Origin of the sequence: Microbulbifer sp. GL-2 (genome assembly GCF_007183175.1) — a bacterium.
Taxonomy (GTDB): Bacteria; Pseudomonadota; Gammaproteobacteria; order Pseudomonadales; family Cellvibrionaceae; genus Microbulbifer.
Map to the genome: position 1 here is coordinate 2,830,684 of NZ_AP019807.1, position 22,420 is coordinate 2,853,103.

At 45.3% G+C, this 22,420-nt stretch carries 17 protein-coding genes; 13 read left to right on the forward strand and 4 right to left on the reverse strand.

Annotated elements, in window-relative coordinates:
- Window positions 1-55: 55 nt before the first annotated feature.
- From GL2_RS12350 to GL2_RS12380, 7 genes are all read left to right on the forward strand, one after another.
- On the forward strand, window positions 56-445 hold the full coding sequence (locus GL2_RS12350; RefSeq protein ID WP_143730940.1) for a tetratricopeptide repeat protein: 390 nt from the start codon (window positions 56-58) through the stop codon (window positions 443-445).
- 91 nt (window positions 446-536) lie between these two features.
- Window positions 537-872, forward strand: coding sequence for a hypothetical protein (locus tag GL2_RS12355; protein ID WP_143730941.1), 336 nt, complete (start codon window positions 537-539; stop codon window positions 870-872).
- 571 nt (window positions 873-1,443) lie between these two features.
- Window positions 1,444-1,713: a hypothetical protein gene (locus tag GL2_RS12360; protein ID WP_197736447.1), complete on the forward strand. Its 270-nt coding sequence runs from the start codon at window positions 1,444-1,446 to the stop codon at window positions 1,711-1,713.
- Between the two features lie 93 nt (window positions 1,714-1,806).
- On the forward strand, window positions 1,807-2,199 hold the full coding sequence (locus GL2_RS12365; RefSeq protein ID WP_143730942.1) for a DUF6228 family protein: 393 nt from the start codon (window positions 1,807-1,809) through the stop codon (window positions 2,197-2,199).
- A 96-nt stretch (window positions 2,200-2,295) separates the two neighbouring features.
- The gene (locus tag GL2_RS12370; RefSeq protein ID WP_143730943.1) at window positions 2,296-2,649 is read left to right on the forward strand and encodes a transposase; all 354 of its coding nucleotides are present in this window, start codon (window positions 2,296-2,298) and stop codon (window positions 2,647-2,649) included.
- The gene (locus GL2_RS12375; protein ID WP_143730944.1) at window positions 2,601-3,488 is read left to right on the forward strand and encodes an IS3 family transposase; all 888 of its coding nucleotides are present in this window, start codon (window positions 2,601-2,603) and stop codon (window positions 3,486-3,488) included. Before GL2_RS12370 ends, GL2_RS12375 begins: the two co-directional genes overlap by 49 nt.
- Window positions 3,489-3,636: 148 nt before the next feature.
- On the forward strand, window positions 3,637-4,080 hold the full coding sequence (locus GL2_RS12380) for a hypothetical protein (RefSeq protein ID WP_143730945.1): 444 nt from the start codon (window positions 3,637-3,639) through the stop codon (window positions 4,078-4,080).
- 456 nt (window positions 4,081-4,536) lie between these two features.
- Here GL2_RS12380 and GL2_RS12385 read toward each other — a convergent pair whose 3' ends face one another.
- The 3 genes from GL2_RS12385 to GL2_RS12395 all read right to left on the reverse strand — a co-directional run bounded on the left by GL2_RS12385 (window position 4,537) and on the right by GL2_RS12395 (window position 7,573).
- Window positions 4,537-4,995, reverse strand: coding sequence for a transposase (locus GL2_RS12385; protein ID WP_232053608.1), 459 nt, complete (start codon window positions 4,993-4,995; stop codon window positions 4,537-4,539).
- Between the two features lie 445 nt (window positions 4,996-5,440).
- Window positions 5,441-5,989, reverse strand: a complete 549-nt coding sequence (locus tag GL2_RS12390; protein ID WP_143730946.1) for a histidine phosphatase family protein — start codon at window positions 5,987-5,989, stop codon at window positions 5,441-5,443.
- Window positions 5,990-6,001: 12 nt separating this feature from the next.
- Window positions 6,002-7,573: a carboxylesterase/lipase family protein gene (locus GL2_RS12395; protein WP_143730947.1), complete on the reverse strand. Its 1,572-nt coding sequence runs from the start codon at window positions 7,571-7,573 to the stop codon at window positions 6,002-6,004.
- Window positions 7,574-7,842: 269 nt separating this feature from the next.
- Between GL2_RS12395 and GL2_RS12400 the strand changes: the two genes are divergently transcribed.
- The 6 genes from GL2_RS12400 to GL2_RS12425 all read left to right on the forward strand — a co-directional run bounded on the left by GL2_RS12400 (window position 7,843) and on the right by GL2_RS12425 (window position 17,144).
- Complete coding sequence (locus GL2_RS12400) at window positions 7,843-10,329, forward strand: BapA prefix-like domain-containing protein (protein ID WP_143730948.1); 2,487 nt, start codon at window positions 7,843-7,845, stop codon at window positions 10,327-10,329.
- Between the two features lie 151 nt (window positions 10,330-10,480).
- Window positions 10,481-11,911, forward strand: coding sequence for a TolC family outer membrane protein (locus GL2_RS12405; RefSeq protein ID WP_143730949.1), 1,431 nt, complete (start codon window positions 10,481-10,483; stop codon window positions 11,909-11,911).
- Complete coding sequence (locus GL2_RS12410; protein WP_143730950.1) at window positions 11,908-14,109, forward strand: type I secretion system permease/ATPase; 2,202 nt, start codon at window positions 11,908-11,910, stop codon at window positions 14,107-14,109. The genes GL2_RS12405 and GL2_RS12410 overlap by 4 nt, the downstream gene beginning before the upstream one ends.
- 52 nt (window positions 14,110-14,161) lie before the next feature.
- Window positions 14,162-15,382, forward strand: coding sequence for an HlyD family efflux transporter periplasmic adaptor subunit (locus GL2_RS12415; protein ID WP_143730951.1), 1,221 nt, complete (start codon window positions 14,162-14,164; stop codon window positions 15,380-15,382).
- 12 nt (window positions 15,383-15,394) lie between these two features.
- Entirely contained in the window at window positions 15,395-16,303 is a 909-nt protein-coding gene (locus GL2_RS12420; RefSeq protein WP_143730952.1) for a transglutaminase family protein, read from the forward strand.
- A gap of 151 nt (window positions 16,304-16,454) precedes the next feature.
- Window positions 16,455-17,144, forward strand: a complete 690-nt coding sequence (locus GL2_RS12425) for a TIGR02466 family protein (protein WP_143730953.1) — start codon at window positions 16,455-16,457, stop codon at window positions 17,142-17,144.
- Between the two features lie 8 nt (window positions 17,145-17,152).
- On the opposite strand, the gene GL2_RS12430 is transcribed toward GL2_RS12425, so the two are convergent.
- Complete coding sequence (locus tag GL2_RS12430; protein WP_143730954.1) at window positions 17,153-21,952, reverse strand: CapA family protein; 4,800 nt, start codon at window positions 21,950-21,952, stop codon at window positions 17,153-17,155.
- Window positions 21,953-22,420 lie beyond the last annotated feature (468 nt).

Genomic DNA, 22,420 nt, shown 5'->3' on the forward strand with positions numbered 1-22,420 from the left:
AAATCTATCTCTATTTTTAGTGCTTCTTTTAAGCCCCTTTGTCTATGGAAAGGAAATGAATATTGTCGAGAAGTATCAGTACTATTCAGAAAACAATGAATGGGAAAAGGCTCTACCAGTAATTCGAGAGATCATTGATCGATCACCTAAAATCCCAACAAGCTGGTTCAACTACGGCATCACCCTTGAAAATCTTGGGAAGCATTCAGAAGCAGTCCAGGCCTTCTTTAATGCCTATCAACTTCAACCTGATGATTATCGTGCACAATACAGAATATTTCGAAATTTGGCGTTAGCTAAAGACACAGATAGATTTGTAAAATTTGTCAGTATCGAAGCCAAGAAAACCCCTGGAATAATAGATATGATTGCTGGCATTGATGATTTCAAAGAAATGCGAGCTACAGATCAATATAAAGAGTTCTTGCGAAGCAATGAACATTGAGAACTTAACAAGCCTGCGCAGCACCGCCCACTGCGTGGGCTGGACAGCCGCAAGCGGCTGCCGCTGGCAGAGGCGTTAGAAGTGCATAGGTATGAAGACTGTAATCACTATTCTGGCTTTGTTTCTTTTAGTTGCCTGCACAGGGAATATAATCAAAGGTGAATGGCACCATGCAAGTGATCAAAACCGCACTCTGATAAGATTTGAAAATGGAGGTGATTGTTTCATCTTTGTGGGTGGGCCTGTCGATGGTATGGCTTCCGAGTGTAAGTATCAAAAAATAGGGGCGAATTCTTACGAATTGTGGTTCCTGGATGAAGTGGGAAATACAGAGGAAGGTGATTATTTACCACTTACTTACGATCAAGAGAAAGACACCATAACCGTTATAGCTGAGGAGCGTAATATTGAGCTTCGTAGAAAATAGCTTCACTTCTAACAAGGTGGTGTTGTTCGCCGCGCAGAAGACGCGCGGCTGGGACAGCCTACACGCCGCTTCGCTCTGTTTCGGCTGCCCCAAACCACGGCGTTAAGTGTCTAATCAAGAATGAGCAAAGTTATCGAGAAAATGTGGCTTTTACCGTTGGTGCTAGCACTGCTTGTGATTTTTTCATTTGTAGCAGTGTTAATAGGGCTTTTCCCAATGCCCTACTATTTCGGTTTGGTCATACCGTATCTCGTAGTCGGTAATCTGGGATTAATTACCTACGTAGCTGCCAGGCATAAAAAGCAGCTACTAAAGGTATCTTTGGTTAGTATGATTTCCCTAGGGTTGGCATATTTATGGGCAATACAAACGGCATAAGTGCCAAACACTTAACAAACATAGGCAACATTGCCCGCGAAAAACGCGGGCTGGACGGCTTACACTACGCTTTGCTCCGTTCCAGCCGCCGTTGCTATGGGCGTTATGTGTAAAAGAGGAAGTTGTGCTAACTCCATATAATATGGCATTCGCTTGCTTGGATTGTCGTAAGTCATTCAAGCGAGAATTCAACTTGTCTAAAGAATGCCCTAGTGAGCTTACCTGTCCAGATTGTGGTGGGCCATCCCATAATTTTGGCAGGCACTTCAAAGCACCCAAGAAAACTGACTTAAGGCAATGGAAAAAGGTCGCGTTTCTATTTGAGCATGGCTTTAGGTTTCAGAAAATACGTATCGGTTCCGGTCATCATGACGTTGTGCCCTATCCTGAAACATTGGAACAAGCGAAGGAATTTGTGGTTAAGTACAAAAAATATGCAATCGTTCCAAGTGAATACACATAACAAACCGCAGCAATCGCTTCCGTTGGTCGCTGGGACAGCCAAAACGCTGCGCTTATTTGTCTGCCCCTGTGCGGGGCGTTAAGCATCATAGATATGGATAAATTCTTAATCACGTCGTCATCTTCAAATGAGCAATTCATTTTCTCTCAAAGAGATGGTGAGTTCTTCAGGTTTGAGGTAGTAGGCGAAGCCATACGGGCAACTGGTAAAGTCTCTACATACACAGATGAATTCGGCATAGCTAATTTATTCACCAAGGTCAGTGAGCTTGAATCTACCTGGGATGGCGCTGAGAGTTGGAAGTCCCTAGAGGGCGAATTTGAAATCACCCTCACATGCAACTCCACTGGCCATGTCACTATTCAGGTTAAACTTACTCAATGGAATGGAGGCAGCGAAGACTGGCACATCATCGTACACTTAAATACTGAGCTGGGTCAGCTCCAGAAGGTAGCGGGTGAAGCTCGTGCGTTCTTCAGTGCTTAACAAAGCAAAGCAGCACCGCTCACTACGTGGGCTGGACAGCTTTTGAAACCTTCCCCCATTGAGTAGACGCCTACCTTTTGAATAGGGTAGGAAAAAATGCCGAAAATACTGAGTGAAGAGCGAGTTGTTGAATATTCAACAGAGTTCAAAGTTAGAGTGGTAGCTCTCACTAATCAACTGAAAGTAGATACGACTACTATCGCCACCATTATTGGTTTGCATCCAGTAATGGTGTATAGATGGCGACAGGAAAGTAGAGAAGGCAAGCTGGTCGAGAAGCCCAGCCGTAGAATAAGTATGACAAAAACAACGAAAAATCTGTCTCAAACCGATGATAAAGAGATAAGACGTCTAAAAAAGCAGGTCGAGAAATTGCAAAAGGAGAATGATTTCCTAAAAAAGTGGGAAATGTACCTGAAAGATCCAAAGCTGAAAGATTCTCGTTCATAGCTCTTAATCGATCAGACTTTGGTGTCAGGTACTTATGTAGATACTTGAATGTTTCACCCCAAGGGTTTTATAAGTGGCTCAACCGCGATGAGAGCACTCGTGACATAGAAAATAGGCGAATTCTAGGGTGTATCGAAGCTATCTATACGCAGCATGATGGTAATTATGGAAGTCCAAGAATTAGCGCAGAACTGAAAGCTAATGGTGAACGAATAAATCACAAACGCGTTGAACGCCTTATGAGAGAGGCTGGAATCGTGGGGAAAGCTGGAAGGATCTATCGTCGACGCCCTTTGCCTGGAAATCCTTGCATTAAGGTTGAAAATTTACAAAGAGAGCATGGTATGCCGAGTAAGCCAGACTCTCAATGGGCTGGTGATGTAACCTATCTGAAGATCAATGGGCAATGGCAATATTTAGCAGTGATTATTGATCTTTACTCCCGGAAAGTGTTGGGTTGGGAGCTATCGGATACTCGAACCGTTGAACTAACACTGTCAGCGCTAAATAAAGCTGTCCGTCGCAGAAATATAGAATCAGATCTAATATTTCACAGCGACCGTGGGTCTGAGTACGGTGCTTATGCATACCAAAACCGACTCAAAGAACTGGGTATTGAGCCGAGCATGAATCGTCCAGGGTTTATGAATGACAATGTGTATGTAGAATCATTTTTTCAAACACTGAAAACTGAGAGTTTTAAAGGATTTAATTTTGAGTCCGTTGAGGAGCTAAGAGCTAACTTAACTTGGTATCTTGATAGGTACTATAATTTTAAAAGAAGACATGGTTCACTTGGGTTCAAAAGCCCAGATGAATATGAAAGAATGGCCGCATAAGATGAATATAAGGTGGCGTCTACTTTAAGGGGGGAGGCTTCTTTCCGCGGCTTCGCCGCTACAAATCTGCCGCTGTTTGCGGCGTTATGTTGTTTGCTGGTTCGTACAAAAAATGAAGATAATTAAAAGTGTATTTTTCGGGTTTGTTATGAGTATTCTCGTAGCTTGCTCGATGAAAACAGTAAAATTGACGCACGCTAAAGACCCGGATCTAACAAAAGTATGCCGTAATGCTTTTATTGATTGGCATGCAGCATCTCATATGGTTGATTACTACAATTATAAGTGTGCAGAAAGGGCAATGAAGCAAGGCTATGTGTTAAATGATTCGGATTTTGCTTCTAAGGATTTTGCAATACCAGAGGCACCTTTAGGAGTAAGGTGGAGTGAAGCTACAGCACTCAAAGAGTTGCATTCAGGTAGTATAACAAGAGAAAAATATGGGTATATTTTAGGGATGCTAGAAATGGAGTATCGTCGAAAAATGTCTGAAGCAAAATCAGATCTCGAATCGGGTAGAATTACCAAAGAAGAGTTCGAAAGCATAAAAAATGAGGCAATCATAGCGTTCTTTGGTACCTCGACAACATAACAAGGCACTGCAGCCGACAGCTTACTTTGTGCACCTTTTGCGCGGTCGCTGTCGCTCCCATTTTCGCGCAAAAGGCGCACAAAGTAAGCTGCGGCTGAGCGCGGCGTTATGCATCTAAGTGAACCAAGGACTCATAAGTGCTTTTAGTCTTCGCTTTACTGATTCAGATAGTCTTCTTAGGTCCTGCGTTGTTGGTGTGGTCGTTATTTAAGTGGTTCCGACCAAATCAATTTGGGGTTAACCCATATCTTGCTACATTGGGCTGCTTCATTATTGGCGTAGCAGCCACTTTTGCACTGAACTTAGAGTTTGAGGCAGGCTTGTTTGGTGGCATTATCTACTTTGGTGTGATTACATTTGTGCTTAGTATTGCCAGTTGTATAGTTTGGTTTTTGTACAGAGTACTTCGAGCACGGTCTAATGCATAACAAGTGACTATGGTTCTTCGTCAAGCTTTTAAGCCATATTTTCATCCCAGTATGTGTTGTTTTTTACCATCGTATTCAGAATGGTAAGTTGCTTTCTCATACATGCAATGAGGGCCACTTTCTTAGGCTTGCCAGCGTCGACTAAGCGTTTATACATTGGCTTTAATTTAGGATGGCACTGGATGGCCGACATGATGGAAACAAACAGAACTGTGCGTACGCGATGCCTTCCGCCTCGAATATATCTCTTGCCCTGGAAGCTGCCGCTATCGCGGTTCATTGGGGCGATACCAACGAGTGCAGCAATCTCTTTTCTGTTCAGTTTTCCCAATTCAGGTAGTTCGCTCATTAGGGTGTAGGTCAATACATTTCCGACCCCTTTAGCACCTAACAATAGGTCACGTTTTTGTCGCCACTCGGCAATATTGCTAACGAGTTTATCCAGTTGCTTGTCGATTACTTCTAACTCTTTTTTGATGGCTTTCAATATGGCTTGGTTTCAAGTAATAACTGCAACCCCTTTATGCTGCTAGCAGATCATCTTGCAGCCCCATAAATAATTCATTCGGTGATCTTTCATGGAGGAAAGAAAACTAGGTGGTAATGCCGGTATTTACTCTAGTTCTATAGGTGAGGCAATTAGGCATATGTATGACGCAATTAATAGTTAACTTGATCAATGAAGAGTTGATTTATGATATGTAATCTTATTTCACTATAAGGGTTTCAAATTTTATTTGCTGGTTTTTTGGGGTGAAATTATTTAGGGGTATCCCATTAAAAATTTAAACCTCGTGATTTTATTTGCTAATGGTGGGGTAGGGTCTGTTTTCGAAGTGGATTGTAATGAATAAAATTAAGATTTTTAATTAGATATATTTAGGTGCATAAGTGACCTGAAGGTTTTTATGTCTAGTGTGCACTGAGTGCTTTTATAGAATGTGGCTTCTTTTTTCACTACCAAGTTGTACCAAATGCAACTTGGTGCCATCATTCTTTAGTTCAGTGATGGAGGCGTAATCTGGATGAAACTGCTGAACTCTATTATTTTCGCGCAGTTGAGCCACTATTGAGTTGATTACCATGAAGTGGCAATAGATGATAGTGTCCTCATTTATATTTAGTAAGTAATTAAAAATACGATTGCGCCATTCTACTTGTGGGCTATCATTTAAACTCCACTCTTGATTCAAAAGTGAACGTATCCATGAGGGTCGTTGATTAGATGGTATTCCCTTTGGGGTTGGAATTTCAGTGACGCAATTTATAATTTCGATATGAGAGCCCCAGTTAAGCGCTAGAGGCTCAGCTGTTTGTTTGGCGCGTAATTTCGGACTGCTAATAATTTTAAGCTTCTCTTTTTGTGATAATTTGTATGCAAGGTCTTGGGCTTGCCTTCTCCCCAGTTTGGTGAGGGGTGGGTCAAGAAAGTGTTCTCCTTTGGCTGCTTCTCCATGACGGGCGAGTAAAATTTTTGTCATTTTAATTCCGTGTTAAAGGTACTGATTTAGTACTTGATTTGGTATATCTTGCCATAAAGATAAAAGTTCTTCTGCATTGAAATTTGTGAGGTGTGGATGGGAGCCTATACACTGGCTATATTTCTCTGCAAAGATTGTCCAGGTGTGACCGGGGTTTCCATCTTCAGCAAAATTTAACCAAGCTTCCTGCATGCTTTTGCTTAGCGTATGAGGTTCCTTTTCACTGCGATAGAGTTCCTTTAATGATGCTTCCCCATGGGTTCCAAAAACGTAGGCAACTTCAGCAGCATGACATGCACCAAGTAAAGGTTGCGACGCTAGTGGTTGCGTAAAATGATAATGGTAGCTTTCCCCTTGATACTTTTCCAGATACCTCAGTCCGGGCAAGGTAAAAACCATGTCAGTCAGCATTAAATTCCAGGTTTTGCTCCATTCAGACCATGGGCTGCTTTTGTATTTTGATGCTTTGTGGTAATAAAATTTAATGATTGGTTTTAGAGTGTTTTCTTGTAGTAACCACTCTAAATTTTTACAAATTTTTTGATAGTTTAAATCATAGCTTTCAGGGTTTGTGACGCTAAATAAATTCCATTCTTCCAGATTGCTGCCTAAAAGCAGTTTATGTTTTATTTCTATATGTGGTCTCGATGAGGTTGAACTCTTATTTTTCAGTATTTTATTATCAATTACTGGCTTGAATGGTAGTTGTCCCCAGGTTTTGGACATTCTCGGATCATTAATTATTTCTTTTTGAGCTTGCAATAAGGATTTTGTTGGGCAATTTTTAATTGGTTTTCCTTTGCAAATCTTATCCAAGTGCTCAAGGAAGGCTAATGCCATATTGTTAGCCCGAGGGATAGAGTGAGTTGCGCCGGGGTGGCCGCTTTGTATGATGGCTCTAGAATATAAAGTACGATAATCAGACATCTCCAAAAGAGAAATAATGCTCATTGCCCCTGCTGATTCTCCAAAAAGTGTAATGTTTTCTGCATTGCCACCGAAAGCGGAAATATTTTTCTTTACCCACTTGAGTGCAGCAATTTGATCCAGTAACCCCTCATTGCCTGTCGAGGGTAAATCAGATACATCTTTAAGCCTTAAAAAACCTAGAGCACCTAGCCGATAATTGAATGTCACAATTATGGCCCTATTGCTTGATGCAAGGTGGCGACCATTGTAGATATCCTGGCAACCTGAACCCATGTAAAAGGCGCCACCATGTATCCACAGCATTACCGGCAGCTTATGGTTTGGGGTGATAGGTGGTGAGAATATATTTAAATAAAGACATTCTTCACGATCTGGTACTTCTCCATTTTGTCCTCTGACCTCCATTAATGCGGATGAATTTTGTGCAGCAGGCATTCCAAATTTATCTGCAAAAAATGGTGAGCTCCAGGCTGGAGTCTCTTCAGGCGGCTTCCAACGGAGTTCACCAATTGGCGGACGAGCATACGGAATTCCCAGAAATTTGTAAGTACCGGATTCTGAATCTATTTCTCCAAAAATAGGCCCGGCAGGAGTATCAATAACTGGCGTTATTTTTTCATTTCTGTGCTTTCCGATGCCTGGGGCTGTATCCATAGGTATATTTTCCTACTCAGAAAGTTATGAAAATACGGGTTCGATGAAAATTGTTACTGGGAGCAGGCTTGAAATCATTTTAATTTACGTCCATACAAAAAGAGTCTGTCGAAAAAATTTGGCGCAGTTATTTTCTGGAGGGATCCTGGTAAGGAAATGCATTGGTGAATCTAGTCACGGATGAGCTCAAGGTGTGGTATTTGCCGTCTTTTAGCTCAGGCCATGAACAGTGTATTTAGGAAGTTACACCGTTTGAAGTTGGTGAGAGCATGAATGTAAAAACCTTTGATAAGTCTACAGGCTTGATAACTGAGGAACCGCTGGATAGCTTGCAGTTAACCAGTACCGGTCTAATTGAATTACCCGTAGATCCAGATGAGATAGCCTCATTCTCCCAAGAAGGGAGTGACCTTGTAATTGTCCTAAAGTCAGGTCAAATTCTTACTTTTTCTGGTTTCTATCTTGAAGACTCAGATGGAGACCACAGTGAATTGGCCGTCACTGGAGGTGCTGAGCCTTTATTCCTTGCTGCATCAGGGGGACTGATACCAGCTTTCACAGTTGCTGGTGGTCCTGCCGGTGCACCTCCTCCACCTCCCGCCTCGACATTTCCCTGGTTTGTACCTGCGCTGATTGCTCTTGGTGTTGTTGCTATCGCAATATCTTCAAATGATGACAGCAATGGTGGGGGAGGATTTGTGCCGCCAGATTCAGATGCTGACGCAGATTCGGATGCGGACGCAGATGCTGACGCGGATGCGGATGCGGATGCCGACGCGGATGCGGATGCCGACGCGGATGCCGATGCCGATGCGGATGCGGATGCGGACGCCGATGCCGATGCCGATGCGGATGCGGATGCGGATGCGGATGCGGATGCGGATGCGGACGCCGATGCGGATGCCGATGCGGACGCTGATGCCGATGCCGATGCCGATGCGGACGCCGATGCGGATGCGGATGCGGACGCCGATGCGGATGCCGATGCGGACGCTGATGCCGATGCGGACGCTGACGCGGATGCCGATGCCGATGCGGACGCTGACGCGGATGCCGATGCCGATGCCGATGCTGATGCCGATGCCGATGCCGATGCCGATGCCGATGCCGATGCCGATGCTGATGCCGATGCTGATGCGGATGCGGATGCGGATGCGGATGCGGATGCGGATGCGGATGCGGATGCGGATGCCGATGCGGATGCGGACGCCGATGCGGACGCTGATGCCGATGCGGATGCGGACGCTGACGCTGACGCTGACGCGGATGCCGATGCCGATGCCGATGCCGATGCCGATGCCGATGCCGATGCGGATGCCGATGCGGACGCTGACGCGGATGCGGATGCCGATGCCGATGCCGATGCGGATGCGGATGCCGATGCTGATGCTGATGCGGATGCCGATGCCGATGCCGATGCCGATGCCGATGCCGATGCGGACGCCGATGCGGACGCTGATGCGGATGCCGATGCCGATGCGGATGCGGACGCTGACGCGGATGCCGATGCGGACGCGGATGCCGATGCGGACGCTGATGCGGATGCCGATGCCGATGCGGACGCCGATGCGGACGCCGATGCGGACGCCGATGCCGATGCCGATGCCGATGCGGACGCTGATGCTGATGCTGATGCTGATGCTGATGCTGATGCTGATGCTGATGCTGATGCTGATGCGGATGCGGATGCGGATGCGGATGCGGATGCCGATGCCGATGCCGATGCGGACGCCGATGCCGATGCGGACGCCGATGCGGATGCCGATGCGGATGCCGATGCGGATGCGGATGCCGATGCTGATGCCGATGCGGACGCTGATGCTGATGCTGATGCGGACGCCGATGCTGATGCCGATGCCGATGCTGATGCCGATGCCGATGCCGATGCCGATGCCGATGCGGACGCCGATGCGGACGCTGATGCTGATGCGGACGCCGATGCCGATGCGGACGCCGATGCGGATGCTGATGCTGATGCTGATGCTGATGCCGATGCCGATGCCGATGCCGATGCCGATGCCGATGCCGATGCCGATGCCGATGCCGATGCGGATGCGGATGCGGATGCGGATGCGGATGCCGATGCGGATGCGGATGCTGATTGCGATGCTGATGCTGATGCTGATGCTGATGCGGACGCCGATGCCGATGCCGATGCGGATGCCGATGCGGATGCTGATGCTGATGCTGATGCTGATGCGGACGCCGATGCCGATTGTGATGATGATGTCGGTGGTCAGCTACCGCCGGGGTTCCCGGATTTGGAGATAGATATCGACATTGATGAGATCATTTCCTTGGAGGCGATCGAGATTCCCAGTGTGTTTGAAGATTATCTGAACACAGTTGGTTTTGGTGGCGATCCAGATAGTAGTGAGGTTATGAGCACTTCAGATTTATCCGATACCTCTGCAGAACTCAGTACGAGCCAATTGGCTGAGCTCGAGTTGGACTTCATTGATAGTGGCGTTGACAACTACTACCAGGAGTTCCTTACCGCGGAGGGCTTGGCAGAGTTTGCCAATGACTATCAACAGTTCGACACAGTGGAAAATCCAACACTTGAGGAGTTAATTGAATCGGGTGAGCGTGACATTCAGTTGTTTGAACTTAACCTTGCAGACGATATATCTGGAGTGTCGATGAGCCAAATCTCGATAACTGATGAGGATTCACACTCTGATTTGGATAACTCTGCCGTCATTGAAGATCCAATGGGAGATCTGTGGCAGCAAAATGGCTTTAGTGATACTTGAGGCTAAAATCTAAAATCAACAGAAAAACCGGGCCAAAAGGCCCGGTTTTTTTTGGGCTAAACTCTAGTTAGACGCCCTAAAAGTCTTGCGTATACGGAGTTACTTATTTAAACGCAAGGTCAATAAAGCCTTTTATGAAAAATGTGAGAACATGGACGTATTCAAGCGATTGGCATTTTTTACACTTCTTCTTCCTATCAGCTTTTGCTCTCAGGTAATTGGCGAAGAAGTATTTATCAATTCCAAGCCTGTTAAAGCAATAAATACAGGGAGCATAGAGTCTGGGACTAAAAAACGTCCTCGACAAATCTCATATCGTGACTATGAAGATGAGATTGCTCAAAGTGAGCTCAGCATGTTTGATGCGGTACACAGAGCCGTTGGTTGGCATCCACTAATAGCTGAATCTATCGGTAGCCTGTATCAGCAAAGACAGGGAGTAAAGGCTGCTCGATCTGCCTACTTCCCTCAGCTGAGTGCAGGAATTGTTGCTGGCGAAGATACTGAGTACAAACGGGAAGGTGATGGGCATGCAATTCAGTTGAATGTGTCTCAAATGCTATTTGATTTTGGCAAGGTTTCCAGTGGCGTCAGACAAGCTAAAGCGAATGTCCGGCGATCACAGGCTCAGGTATTGCAGTCGATTGATGAAGTGGCCAAGCAAACGGCAAAAGCCACTATTGAAGTGCAGCGCTATCAGGCTTTACTGGAAAGCTCTGAAGAGCAGATAGAAGGAGTATCAGCTATCGCCAACCTTGTACAAATCCGAAAAGAGCGGGGGGCTAGTTCAAGGTCAGATGTTTTACAGGCACAGTCTCGTATTAATGCAGCTCAAGCCTCCAAGCACCAGGTGGAAGCCCTTTTGCAAAGGTGGAGGAGCACACTACAGAATTTGACTGGCTTACAGTCCAAGTTCAGGGTTTCTATGTCGGTTCCAGAGGATGTCGCCCAAGCCTGTGATGTGCAGTCCTTTGATTTACTCTCAGTTCCGGGTGTGCTTATTGCTGAAGCATATAGAGCAGAGGCAATGGCTCGTCTAGATCAGTCCAAGGCAAATGCCTGGCCAACATTTTCTTTAGATGCCAATGTCAATCAGTACCTTGACCAGGACTACGTTGATGCCAATGCATTTGACGAGCAGGAAAGTGCCATTTTCTTTAATGTATCCATGCCTATCTATCAGGGCGGTAGGGTTTCAGCCGGAAAAGAGGGAGCAGGTTATGCATTGTTGTCCGCAGATGCAGCAAAAGATACAGCTCAGCTGCTGACTATACAAAAATACCAAGAGGCCCAGGAAGAAGCTGCTGGGCTTATGAGAAGCCTTACTACCCTGAACTATAGAGAGAGCGCTATTGCCGAGACTCGAGACTTATACAAACAGCAATATTCGGTGCTGGGCACTCGTACACTAATTGACCTGCTCAACGCGGAGCAGGAACTGCACCTGGCGCGAATTGAAAAAAATAATACAATTTATGATCTCCACCTCCTAAAGATAGATTGTTTGTATAGTCGTGGTGGTTTACGTAATGCATTTAGTCTTGATGGAAGGCAAATACAAGGTGTGGAGGTCCTTCCTTGAGTGAAAATAGTAGTAGCGAATCAGGCACTGTTTACGAGTGTGAAAATACAGAAAATAGCCCTGTGGATTTTAAACCATGGTCTGAGGCGATAATTCAAGTAGCACATCATTACCGAGTGGATTGCTCCCCCGAAAGCATTCGCATTGCAGGACAATGGAATCAGGCTGGATCAGTCGACCATACTCTGAGACGTATGGCCCGCCAGGCAGGCTTAACTGTTAGATTTTGCTCTATTGACGAAACGGATATTAACCCTTGGCGTTTACCGATCGTAGCCCAATTTAAAGGCGGCCAGGTAGCAGTTATAGAGTCTATTTCCAGTGACCATGAGGTTGGTTTTGCTTTATGTGGTGATCAAGGTTTAAAGAGCACGCTTCCACTAGAAAAATTACTTAAGGAGATAATTTCCCTTGCGATATTTAGGCCAAGGAAAACAGCTACCGATGCCAGGGTAGATGATTATATTAAAACAGATAATAAAAAATGGTTGCGAAGAATTGTTCTGAGAGATATACGGCCTTACGGACACATTATGCTGGCTACTACTGTAGCCAATACACTTGCATTGGCCGGTATTATTTTTTCAAAGCAAGTTTATGACAGGGTTATTCCTGCGGAATCTATACCTACTCTCTATGTGCTTTTCAGTGGTGTACTGGTCGCTATTGTATTTGATTTTATTATGCGCTCTATGCGAGTTAAGATCACAGATCTTCTTGGTAAGCGAGCTGATATTCGTATGTCAGACTTGGTTTTTGGCCATGCAATGAGAATACAAGGCCAAGCAAGACCAAAGTCTACTGGAACTTTTATTTCTCAAATTCGTGAATTGGAAAGAATAAGGGAAATATTTACTTCTACAACGGTACTTGCTATCGCAGACTTACCTTTCTTTTTTCTGTTCTTGTTTGTCATGTGGTGGATAGCCGGACCATTAGCTTTGGTGCCATTATTGGCTGTTTTTTTATTGCTGATACCGGGGCTGCTATTACAACCAAAATTGGCCAAACTTTCACAGGACTCAATTAAAGAATCATCACTACGTAATGCAATATTGATAGAGACCATACAGGGAGCGGACGATATAAAATCACTGCAAGCCGAGGAGCGATTTCAAGGACAGTGGAACCACTTTAATACAATAACTGCAGACGCCAGTCTGAAATTGAGATCTCTCGTCGGAATGTTACTGACCTGGACTCATAACGTACAATCTTCAGTGTTTGCCGTTATAGTATTATTTGGTGCACCTATGGTAATGGAGGGGGCTATAACAACAGGAACCCTGGTGGCAGCTTCAATTCTCGGCTCCAGGATGATGACGCCTATGGCGAATATCACGAGGGTCTTAACTCGTTGGCAGCAGGCAAAGTCAGCAAAGCAGGGTATTGATCACCTTATGCAATTGCCGGTGGATAATCCCACGTCAGAAAAGCGCGTAGCAAAGCCAATAATAACCGGAAATTTTCAATTCAAACATGCAGTATTTCAGTATGGAGGCGATGGACAAGAGCCGGCCCTTATCATCCCGGAGTTGAAGATATATGCGGGTGAGCGTGTGGCGATACTCGGAAAAAACGGTTCAGGTAAATCTACCTTACTTAATGCATTGGCAGGCACTCTGCTAGCACAGAGAGGACAATTGCAACTGGATAATGTGAGTATCAATCATATAGATCCTGCTGATGTCAGGCGGGATATTGGTATTCTCGGGCAAGAAGCTAGCCTGTTTCATGGCACTATCCATGAAAACATTACATTAGGCGCTCCCAGTGCCAGTGATGAAGAGGTCCTTTGGGCATTGCAGATGAGTGGTGCAAGCAGTTTTGTTAGTAAGTTACCCACAGGGCTAGGGTATTTGATACAGGAGGGCGGTTTTGGGTTGTCTGGTGGTCAAAAGCAGTCACTACTTTTGTCGAGAATGTTGATTCGGCAACCAAATGTCTTACTGCTGGATGAGCCCACGGCTGCCCTTGATGAACCGACGGAAAGAAAGTTTATTCAAAGTCTGCAAGATTGGTGTGCTGATCGTACAGTCATTGTTGCCACGCATAGAACCAATATTTTAGCTCTTGCAAGAAGAATTATCGTCCTCAGTAACGGCCACATTGTACTTGATGAAACAAAGGATAAGGCATTGGAGATACTGACCAAGTCACCAAAACAGGGATCATTCCAAGGAGAGAAAATCTCATAATGTTTAACAGCTAGAAGTGAAAGGTATTACCTAACTATGGCAGGACAGATCTTTGACTGTTGAGCAACGGCAAATCGCATTGCTGGATGTTGAGCATCAGGCTCATGAGCAGCAATACGGGGATGATATAGATGAATCCTCCATTATCCGATCTGGACAAGTGGTATGGGTATTTTTTTTCTTAATTTCTGCCCTATTTTCCTGGTCATATCTCGCGCAAGTTGACGAGGTATCATCGGGCATTGGCAAAGTAATTCCAACCTCTCGTGCACAAATTATTCAGTCTCTTGATGGCGGTATCCTGGCTGAGTTAAAAGTTTCAGAGGGGGATATTGTAGAGAAAGGGCAGGTATTGGCACAGCTAGATCCGACGAAAGTACGTTCAAATATGGAGGAGAGTTCGGCGAGATACCGTGCGGCACTTGCAAGCGTTGCCAGGTTAAGTGCTGAAGTGAACCAGAGTCCCTTGCAATTCCCTGAAGAACTAGTCGGGCATGAAGAACTGCAGGTTAAAGAGCGGAAGTTGTTCGATATTCGACAACAGGGGTTGTTAGAGTCTGTTCGGGGTCTGAATGAATCTTTAGGTCTCATTAAGAAAGAATTGGCTATGACGAGCAATCTTGTAGATTCTGGGGCTGCCAGCAGCGTTGATGTGCTCAAGTTACGTAGACAAAAATCAGAACTGGAAACAAAAATCCGGGAATTAAATTCTCAATATATGGTCAGGGCGCGTGAAGAACTGGCAAATGTCAGCGCTGAGGTAGAAGTCTTGGCCTCTGTACTCGAAGGGCGATCCGACACCCTGGTCAGACTCACCCATCGTTCTCCGGTTCACGGTATTGTTAAGGCAATTGAAGTTACAACTATAGGAGGTGTTATACCTCCTAATGGTAAGCTGATGGAGATAGTCCCACTGGATGATCAGCTTCTTATTGAAGCAAAAATTTCACCAAGAGACATTGCGTTTATTCATCCTGGGCAGCTTGCCAAAGTAAAAATTACTGCGTACGACTATGCAATTTATGGTGGTTTATCTGGAGAGGTTATGATGATTTCTCCCGATACGATACAAGATGAAATTGTTCCAAATGAATATTACTACAAAGTATTTATCTTGGCTAATGCAGATGCTCTTAAAAATAAAGTCGGAAAGGAATTTCCGATAGTGCCGGGAATGATTGCATCTGTTGATATTAAAACTGGATCCAAAACAATCTTTGATTACTTGGTTAAGCCGATAAGCCGGGCCAAGGAGGCTATGCGAGAGCGGTAAGAGGTATATGTAGTGATCGTTAGGACTTTAGTAACGCTATATTTTTTCTCTTGTGGGATTTTGTATTCTGTTGCAATTTTTGCCTCCGAATCCAGATCTGTAACTCTGGTTGCTTCTGTGACTATAGAAAATCATTTAAATAGAGATATTTCTGGATATTTACATCGTATATCAATACCCGTAGAAACAGCTATAAATCAGAAGTTAACGTCTATTCATTTTGATTACCCAGAATCACTAATTTATAGAAAACACACTAGGGGCGAAACAAAGTATGTCGAATTTAAAGTGGATATCCCTGCACAATCCAAACTAACCAGGCAACTTAAATTTAACTTGGATCTGTTCAGCTACGATTACAGTAAGTTGCCTGAGGGAGAAATTCCTTCTCCTAAAGATATTTATATAAAGCCGAGGAAGTATATTGAATCAAACTCTGATCCAGTGATACTGCTTTCCCAAAGAATTCGATCTCAATGGGCAGGGGATGAGGAAAGACTATTGGCAGCCTTTCAGGTGCCCCAGGATATTCTTGATTATCAGGTTCAAAAAACCAGGGGAGCTCTTTATGCAGCTGTCAATAGAGTGGGCGATTGTACCGAATATGCAGCGCTATTTGTTGCCCTGGCTAGGTCAATGGGGTATCCAGCCAGAGTGACTTCTGAATTTCTCTTTACAAGCAGGAATGAATTTTCTCAGCCAAATCATCATGCCGCAGAAGTATATTTGAATGGTAGGTGGATACCGGTAGATCCAAATTTGGCTACTGATAAAAAATTTGGATATGGCTTTGGTGTTGGGAGTGTAAACAAGATTACCCTGACCAGGGATTTTACCTGGGTTTGGTCCAATATGTGGCCTAAAAAATTTTCCCCAGAAGAGGAGCTCCCAAAAGTCACTACTCATTGGAGGTTAGAATGATTCTGGGCGTGTATATATTTACATATTGTTCGAGTAAGGAGGTGTAATTGACCTGAATCAGGACAACCTGCAATGCACACTAAGGTACTATTGAGGTTGGAGAGTGTGAAGTATTGCTGGAAAGGCGCAGTCACATGGGAGGATTAGTGTTATGTACAAAATTAAATCGGCTTTTGGGACTCCAATTCTAGTGAAGGACTGGCCGGATTCTGAGGAGGTAGATAATCACTTAACGGATATTATCCTCAATAGGGAGTCTTCCGTTTCTGTTGCTAAAGATTCTTGTATGGGTAGTTGGAACTCCCAAAAAGATCTTCTTGAATGGCCATGTAAGGAAATAGCTATTATAAAGCAGCGTATAGTATCAGTTACGCGTGAAATGACAATGAAAGTGACCCGGGGAAAGTACAGCCCGGCCTCTCAAGATATGTATGCTAATGCCTGGGCCAATGTTTCACGTGCGGATAGTTACCTGAAAATACATAATCATGAGTCATGTACTTGGTCTGGTGTGTATTATGTGCACTCTGTGTTATCACAGGAAAAGAGTAAAAGTAGTGGCATAATTGAGTTTTTGGATCCGAGGATGCTTTGTATCTCTACTGAGTTACCAAATAGTAACTTTGGTGGGCGTGTCAGGGTGATGCCCAAAAGTGGAAGGATGATATTGTTTCCAAACTGGTTGTTGCACTATGTCAATCCGGTGGAGGATAAATCACTGAGAATTTGTATCGCCTTTAATGTAAAGTTGGAAACCAATACTCTTAAACGACGCAGTGCGAGCATGCTTTCCCTCGGTGATGTAAAATTCTCGGAAGATCACATAGTAGATCAAGGCTAAATGGCTATTTATTTTTCCACAGATATCTCATCTATTTTTTCCGCAGATTCCTTCTGAAGCAGACCAGGAATTTTACCGAAATCGGAATCCCTTCTGGAACCTTTAACAAGAATTAAATCGGCATTTTTGCAGAACTCTGTAAGATAGCCTGCGAGGGCAGGAGCGTCGGAAAAATGCGGGCCTAAAATATGGGTGGGGAGACATTCGCGCAGATAGAGCATGTCTTCCCCGTGAGTAATTACCCAGTCTACTTTGCTTTGTATTAAAGGACCGGCCAGACTTTCATGCATTTCCTTGGATTTATCGCCAAGATGCACGATTCGTCCTAATATAGCAATTCTTCGGCCACCACTTTTCACCTCACTTTGTGAAAATACAGAGAAGGCATTTAACATAGAGCTTACGGTGGCGTTCCAGCTGTCATCAATCAAACTAACAGAATGTCCCTGCAGGTTTAGATCTAATCTTTGCAGATGGCTTTCAGCCAAGTGAAGTTCTTGTAGTCGCAAGGCGGCCTCATCTAGATCCGTATTAAGAGCATAGGCCACACTAATTGCGGCTATGGCATTGTGCATCATGCCGATGCTGGGAGCGGGAACCCTTAGTTCGAGCTCACGATTTGGAAATTGTAATTGTACCCAGCTACCAAATTCATCTGCTCGAATCTTGACTACCCTGATCTCAGCTTTGGAGCTTTCGCCAAAAATAATGACTCTTCGTGCGTGCCTTCTGGCTTTGTTTAATACATAGTCAAAACACTGCAGGTGTTCACCAACAATGGCAATTGCAGATCCGACCAGGCCCTCATAAATTCGTGATTTCCATTTGGCTGTGTCCTCGACATTTTTTATTTTTCGATTGGTCTGGGACATACCAATTTCAGTAATCAGAGCAATAGTGGGTTTGATTCGATGAGTGATTGGGCCTCGTTTCATCCACAAGGCACTTTGGGCCACCTCGATCACCGCGATTTCATGATCTTTATTCAGGCTCGCCAGCATTGAAGGTGCACCCACACGGGAATTGTAATTACCCAGGCTGGTTAGTACTTTTTCCCTTGGCCCAAGCATCTGCCCAATCATTTTCAGTGTGGTAGATTTTCCTGCTGTTCCTGTCAGTGCGATGACCTCTCCATCAAATCTTTCCCGTGCGGCGAAACCTAATTCAATAATGGCTTTAATCGGATCATCGACTTGTAAGACCGGTAACTGTTCAGGTAATCCATCTACGGGACGCGCAACAATAGCGCCGGCGATACGGTTAGCAAAGGAAGGTAACTTCTGGTGAAAGTCCCAGAATTTCGCTGATGTTTTTGAGCTTTGCTCATGGTATAGACGGTCGAGATTAGTGTGAGCGACAAAAAGAATCGGATCCAGTGATTCTTCAATAAATGCACTACCGGAAATAACACTGCGGACATACCATCCCTCCGGTGGCGTAACTAACCAGGTTCCGCCAGTGATTGCTGTAATTTGCTCGGCATTCCAGGTTTGTCCAGGGGGATGATCGTAGATGATTGAGGGGAACTCAGATCTGTATTGGGGGACTTTCCGTTTTCGGTTGTCACTTTTGTTGGATAAATTCAACTGGGTGATCATACCGGCAACAGGTACAGGTTTGATCTGGGTACTGTTGGAGACCAAGCCAATATATAGCTGTAGGTTTACCTCAGTAATATCCCTGTTGGCAGGTGCCCTCAGACCATATAGGTCCCGGTAAATGACTCCTGGTTTCCAGCGGCTGGTAGGCATTTGCCAGTCACAGGGGTCGTGGTCCATGGATTTTCCCCAGTAAGGCATAGTGGTTTGCCGAACTGGTTCTGCACGAAAATCCAGGCGAAAGTCTTCATTAATTTCGTCTGCTATACGCCAGAAGGATTCTACCCATAATATCTGTCGGGATTTAATTTCTCTTGGGTAAAAGCGCACGCCGAGTAACTCCATGGGGCCCACTTTCATTGAAGTAATCTTTGCATCTGCAGGTACGGATTCAGCTTGGCAACATGGTATAACAAAAGATTTTTCCTGAAGGGCAGTAACTTGGTGCGGGAGTTTAGGGGGTTTAGGGAGCGTTGGGAGATTTACTGTGTCACGTTGGGGAGGCGTCAGCTTTACGGTTGCTGTACCGTTCTCGTGCAAGCGCAAGTTTGTCCCCAGTGGAAGGCATTGGTTGGCAAATTGCTGGCTACGATTCACCGCCTCCTCGCCACTCAACTGTTTACTGAAACCAAAGCCAGAACCCACAGGTACAAAGGTGACTTGTTCAATGCCTTGCGTACTGAGTTGCAAACAGAAAATACCACTATCTGCGAGGCTGTTACGGACTGCATCAAATAGTAAGTCTCCAGCGTCGTGGATAATAGGCCGGTTGCGATATATCTCAATACCTTGCAGGTTATGTGCGCTGCTACCGAGGATCCCGTCCGCTCCGGCATTGACGATAGCGTGACCTAAGGCGCGTTGCTCTGGAGTTGGATGGGCTTCATGGTTAGCCCCCCAGTGAACCGCAACCAATACCACCTGGGCCTTTTTGCGAGCGGATAAAATACGGGGTCTCAGTGTTTCTTCCCAAAGCTCAGGTATGGTGGGGGGTAGATAGGCACAGCCGGCGGTGGTGGGGCCGGCGGCAAATCGTGGTTGAGTCGCATCTATAGAAAATAATGCTACATTAATCGTACCGGCGGCCCTGAAGACCGGCTTCAGGGCTTCATCCAGGTTTTCCCCAGAACCGGTACAACCTATACCTGCGGCATCCAGCCATTGCTTCTGTTCCAGTAGGGCGGCAGGTCCATAGTCACCGCTGTGATTATTGGCAGTGGCTACAATATCAACACCCGCGGCAATTAGTACCGATAACATTTCAGGGCGGGCGCGATAATAGTAAGGTGAGCTTTCTCCTTTGGAGACGCCCTGTTCCCCCTTGGTAGCAACAACGCATTCAAGATTTATTACACTGATATCTGCATTTTTTAGGGCGGGTATCTTCCCTAGTACCTCTTCGACCCCCAGTTGTGCTGTGCGGTAGTGTTGGCGTCTGCCGAGGTTTACATCACCACCCCATGCGAGCACGGGCAGTGTTTCTGCCCCGGGTTGTAGCTGCTCTTCTTCAGTTGTGTTCGGTACTTCATTGGCGAAGTTTTTTTGATTGGGCTGGTTTAAAGTGCTTTGCGCGAGCAGAAATTTCCTATAGGCAACAAATCCTGACAAGTAGTGCTCAACATCATCGATCCTTATCCTGAACGCATGATGGCGAATAAAGAAACTACCCAGGATTTTTTCCGGGCTTTTGAAGAACATAGCGAACTCGGGCCAGAAGTATCCATTCAATAGATATGCAGCTCGCTTGTGTAAGGCCCGATAGAAGTGTTCAAGATCAACTTGATCAAGTAAATATTGGAATTCGCTTTGCTGGCGCAGCCGCACAATCATTTTTTCTGCGGCCATCATCAACTCAAGCAAGGTGGGAAAAGTGGTGATACGGTTTTCGACGAAGTCCAAGTAATTGACGAAATTGCGAATGCCAAACTGGTAGTACTTTTCTTCAGGTCGATAAATGGTGAGTTCATTGACGCAATAGCTTAACCAGTGATCGTGAGCACGCCAATGGCCGGATATAATAAAGTAGTGAAATGCTTTTTCCACTAGTGCCAACCAGCGCGCATCCTTGCTCCATCCATACAGGCGCATTAGACCAAATGCTGCTTCGCCGTCGTAGTAAATCACACGATGCAAGTCCTTGATTTCGAGAGTAGGGTATTCGAGGACATGGCAAAACTGGCCACTTTCCGGGTTTTGCATAAATTCAATACCCAGGGCCAACTGCTCAATCAGTTCTGCATACTCCTGGGTTTGCATTACTTCTGAGTACTTCACTAGCGCCAACAAGCTTACGGCATTGCCTCCGAGTTTGATCTCGTCATTTGGTTCTACCAGAAAAGCGCCTAATTCTCCGGAGTGGAGAGGGATGGTTTTAATCAGTTTTTTTGTGAGGAAGTTGAGTGAGCGCCGGATAGCTTCCAGAAGAAGGGCGTCATTCGTGACCTCCCATGCCTCAATCATCGCATAGGTGCTGCTGGCGTGACGCAGGTTGTTGTAGGTATTGATCTCCCGATCAAAGCAGGCATGCCATCCGTAGTGGAAAAGCCCGCTGGGTTTTACCTGGTTAGCCAGGTAACGGCTGCCATTTTCAATAAGCTCGGTGGCTTGTTGGGTGTCCAGGCTCTCAACAAGCCGGCGACCGGCGTCCAGCCCCGCACCATGTAAGGCTACAGGCTCCTGATCCACTTCACAGAATATTCCTTCAGTAGATAGGAGTACAACGCTCATTTCATCAGAGAATACCAGTTCTCCTAGCTGGCCAAAGCGTTTCTTACTATAGGAAAGGAAGTTCTTTTCATTGAGAAAGGCATGGTCGATTTTGTTGCCGCCATAGAGCATGGCATTGGCATTCAGCTCCTGCTCAAGAAAGGCTATTTTACAGTCGACGTCCAAGGCCAAACCATAGCGGAAATAGGAACGCTTGGTTTCCTGCAAAAGTTCATAAAGGCCGGCCAAGGTCATTGTGCTCTTTCTGGTTACCCAATCTATCCTTAACCAGCAGGGTTCTATCCTCGCCTGGTTTGCTGCTTTACGAATATCTCCAGCAAGTTCCTGCCAAGCATTGGGAAAGTCTTGCGCGTTAATATGCCGAACTTCAGCACGTTGTTTGGCGTCACTAATTGAAAAAAAAAGTGTAAAAGGAGGGCTAAGCTCGCGCAGTGCCCGCTCTACCATGGGGCGCGCCCGCATAAGCATGCTGGATAGGGACATGTCGCTAATGTTCTCTCTGGATTTCTGAGTTGGCAGAATTTTCAGTATTTATTTCTTTGATAACTACAGGAGGACTGTCCTGCTGGAGTATAGACTTGTGTACAGATCCTGCTGGCGATGAATACAACTCAGGGAATAAAATTTCTTTCAGTAAGATTGGGTTTTCAAAACTTATCCACTTGGATAGTATTGGGTGTACCGCGCTAATGAATGGAATACACGCAAAGTGTCGAAGACTCTCTCAATTAGTTCAAGAGTGCTATTGAGGGATTAATCTCAGGTTGAGTGATTTTGTAGGTTAAAGATCTGCCAATCCCTAAAATCCGAAAGGCGACCCTTTCGGGTTTTTTGTCTGAAATTGGTTAACCGGCTCATTTAATATTGCGCCTTCTCGGTTGATTATCCTGTCGATATTCAGGTCGTGTATGAGCTTTGGGTCTGTGTGTGAGATATATCCTCCCTGACATG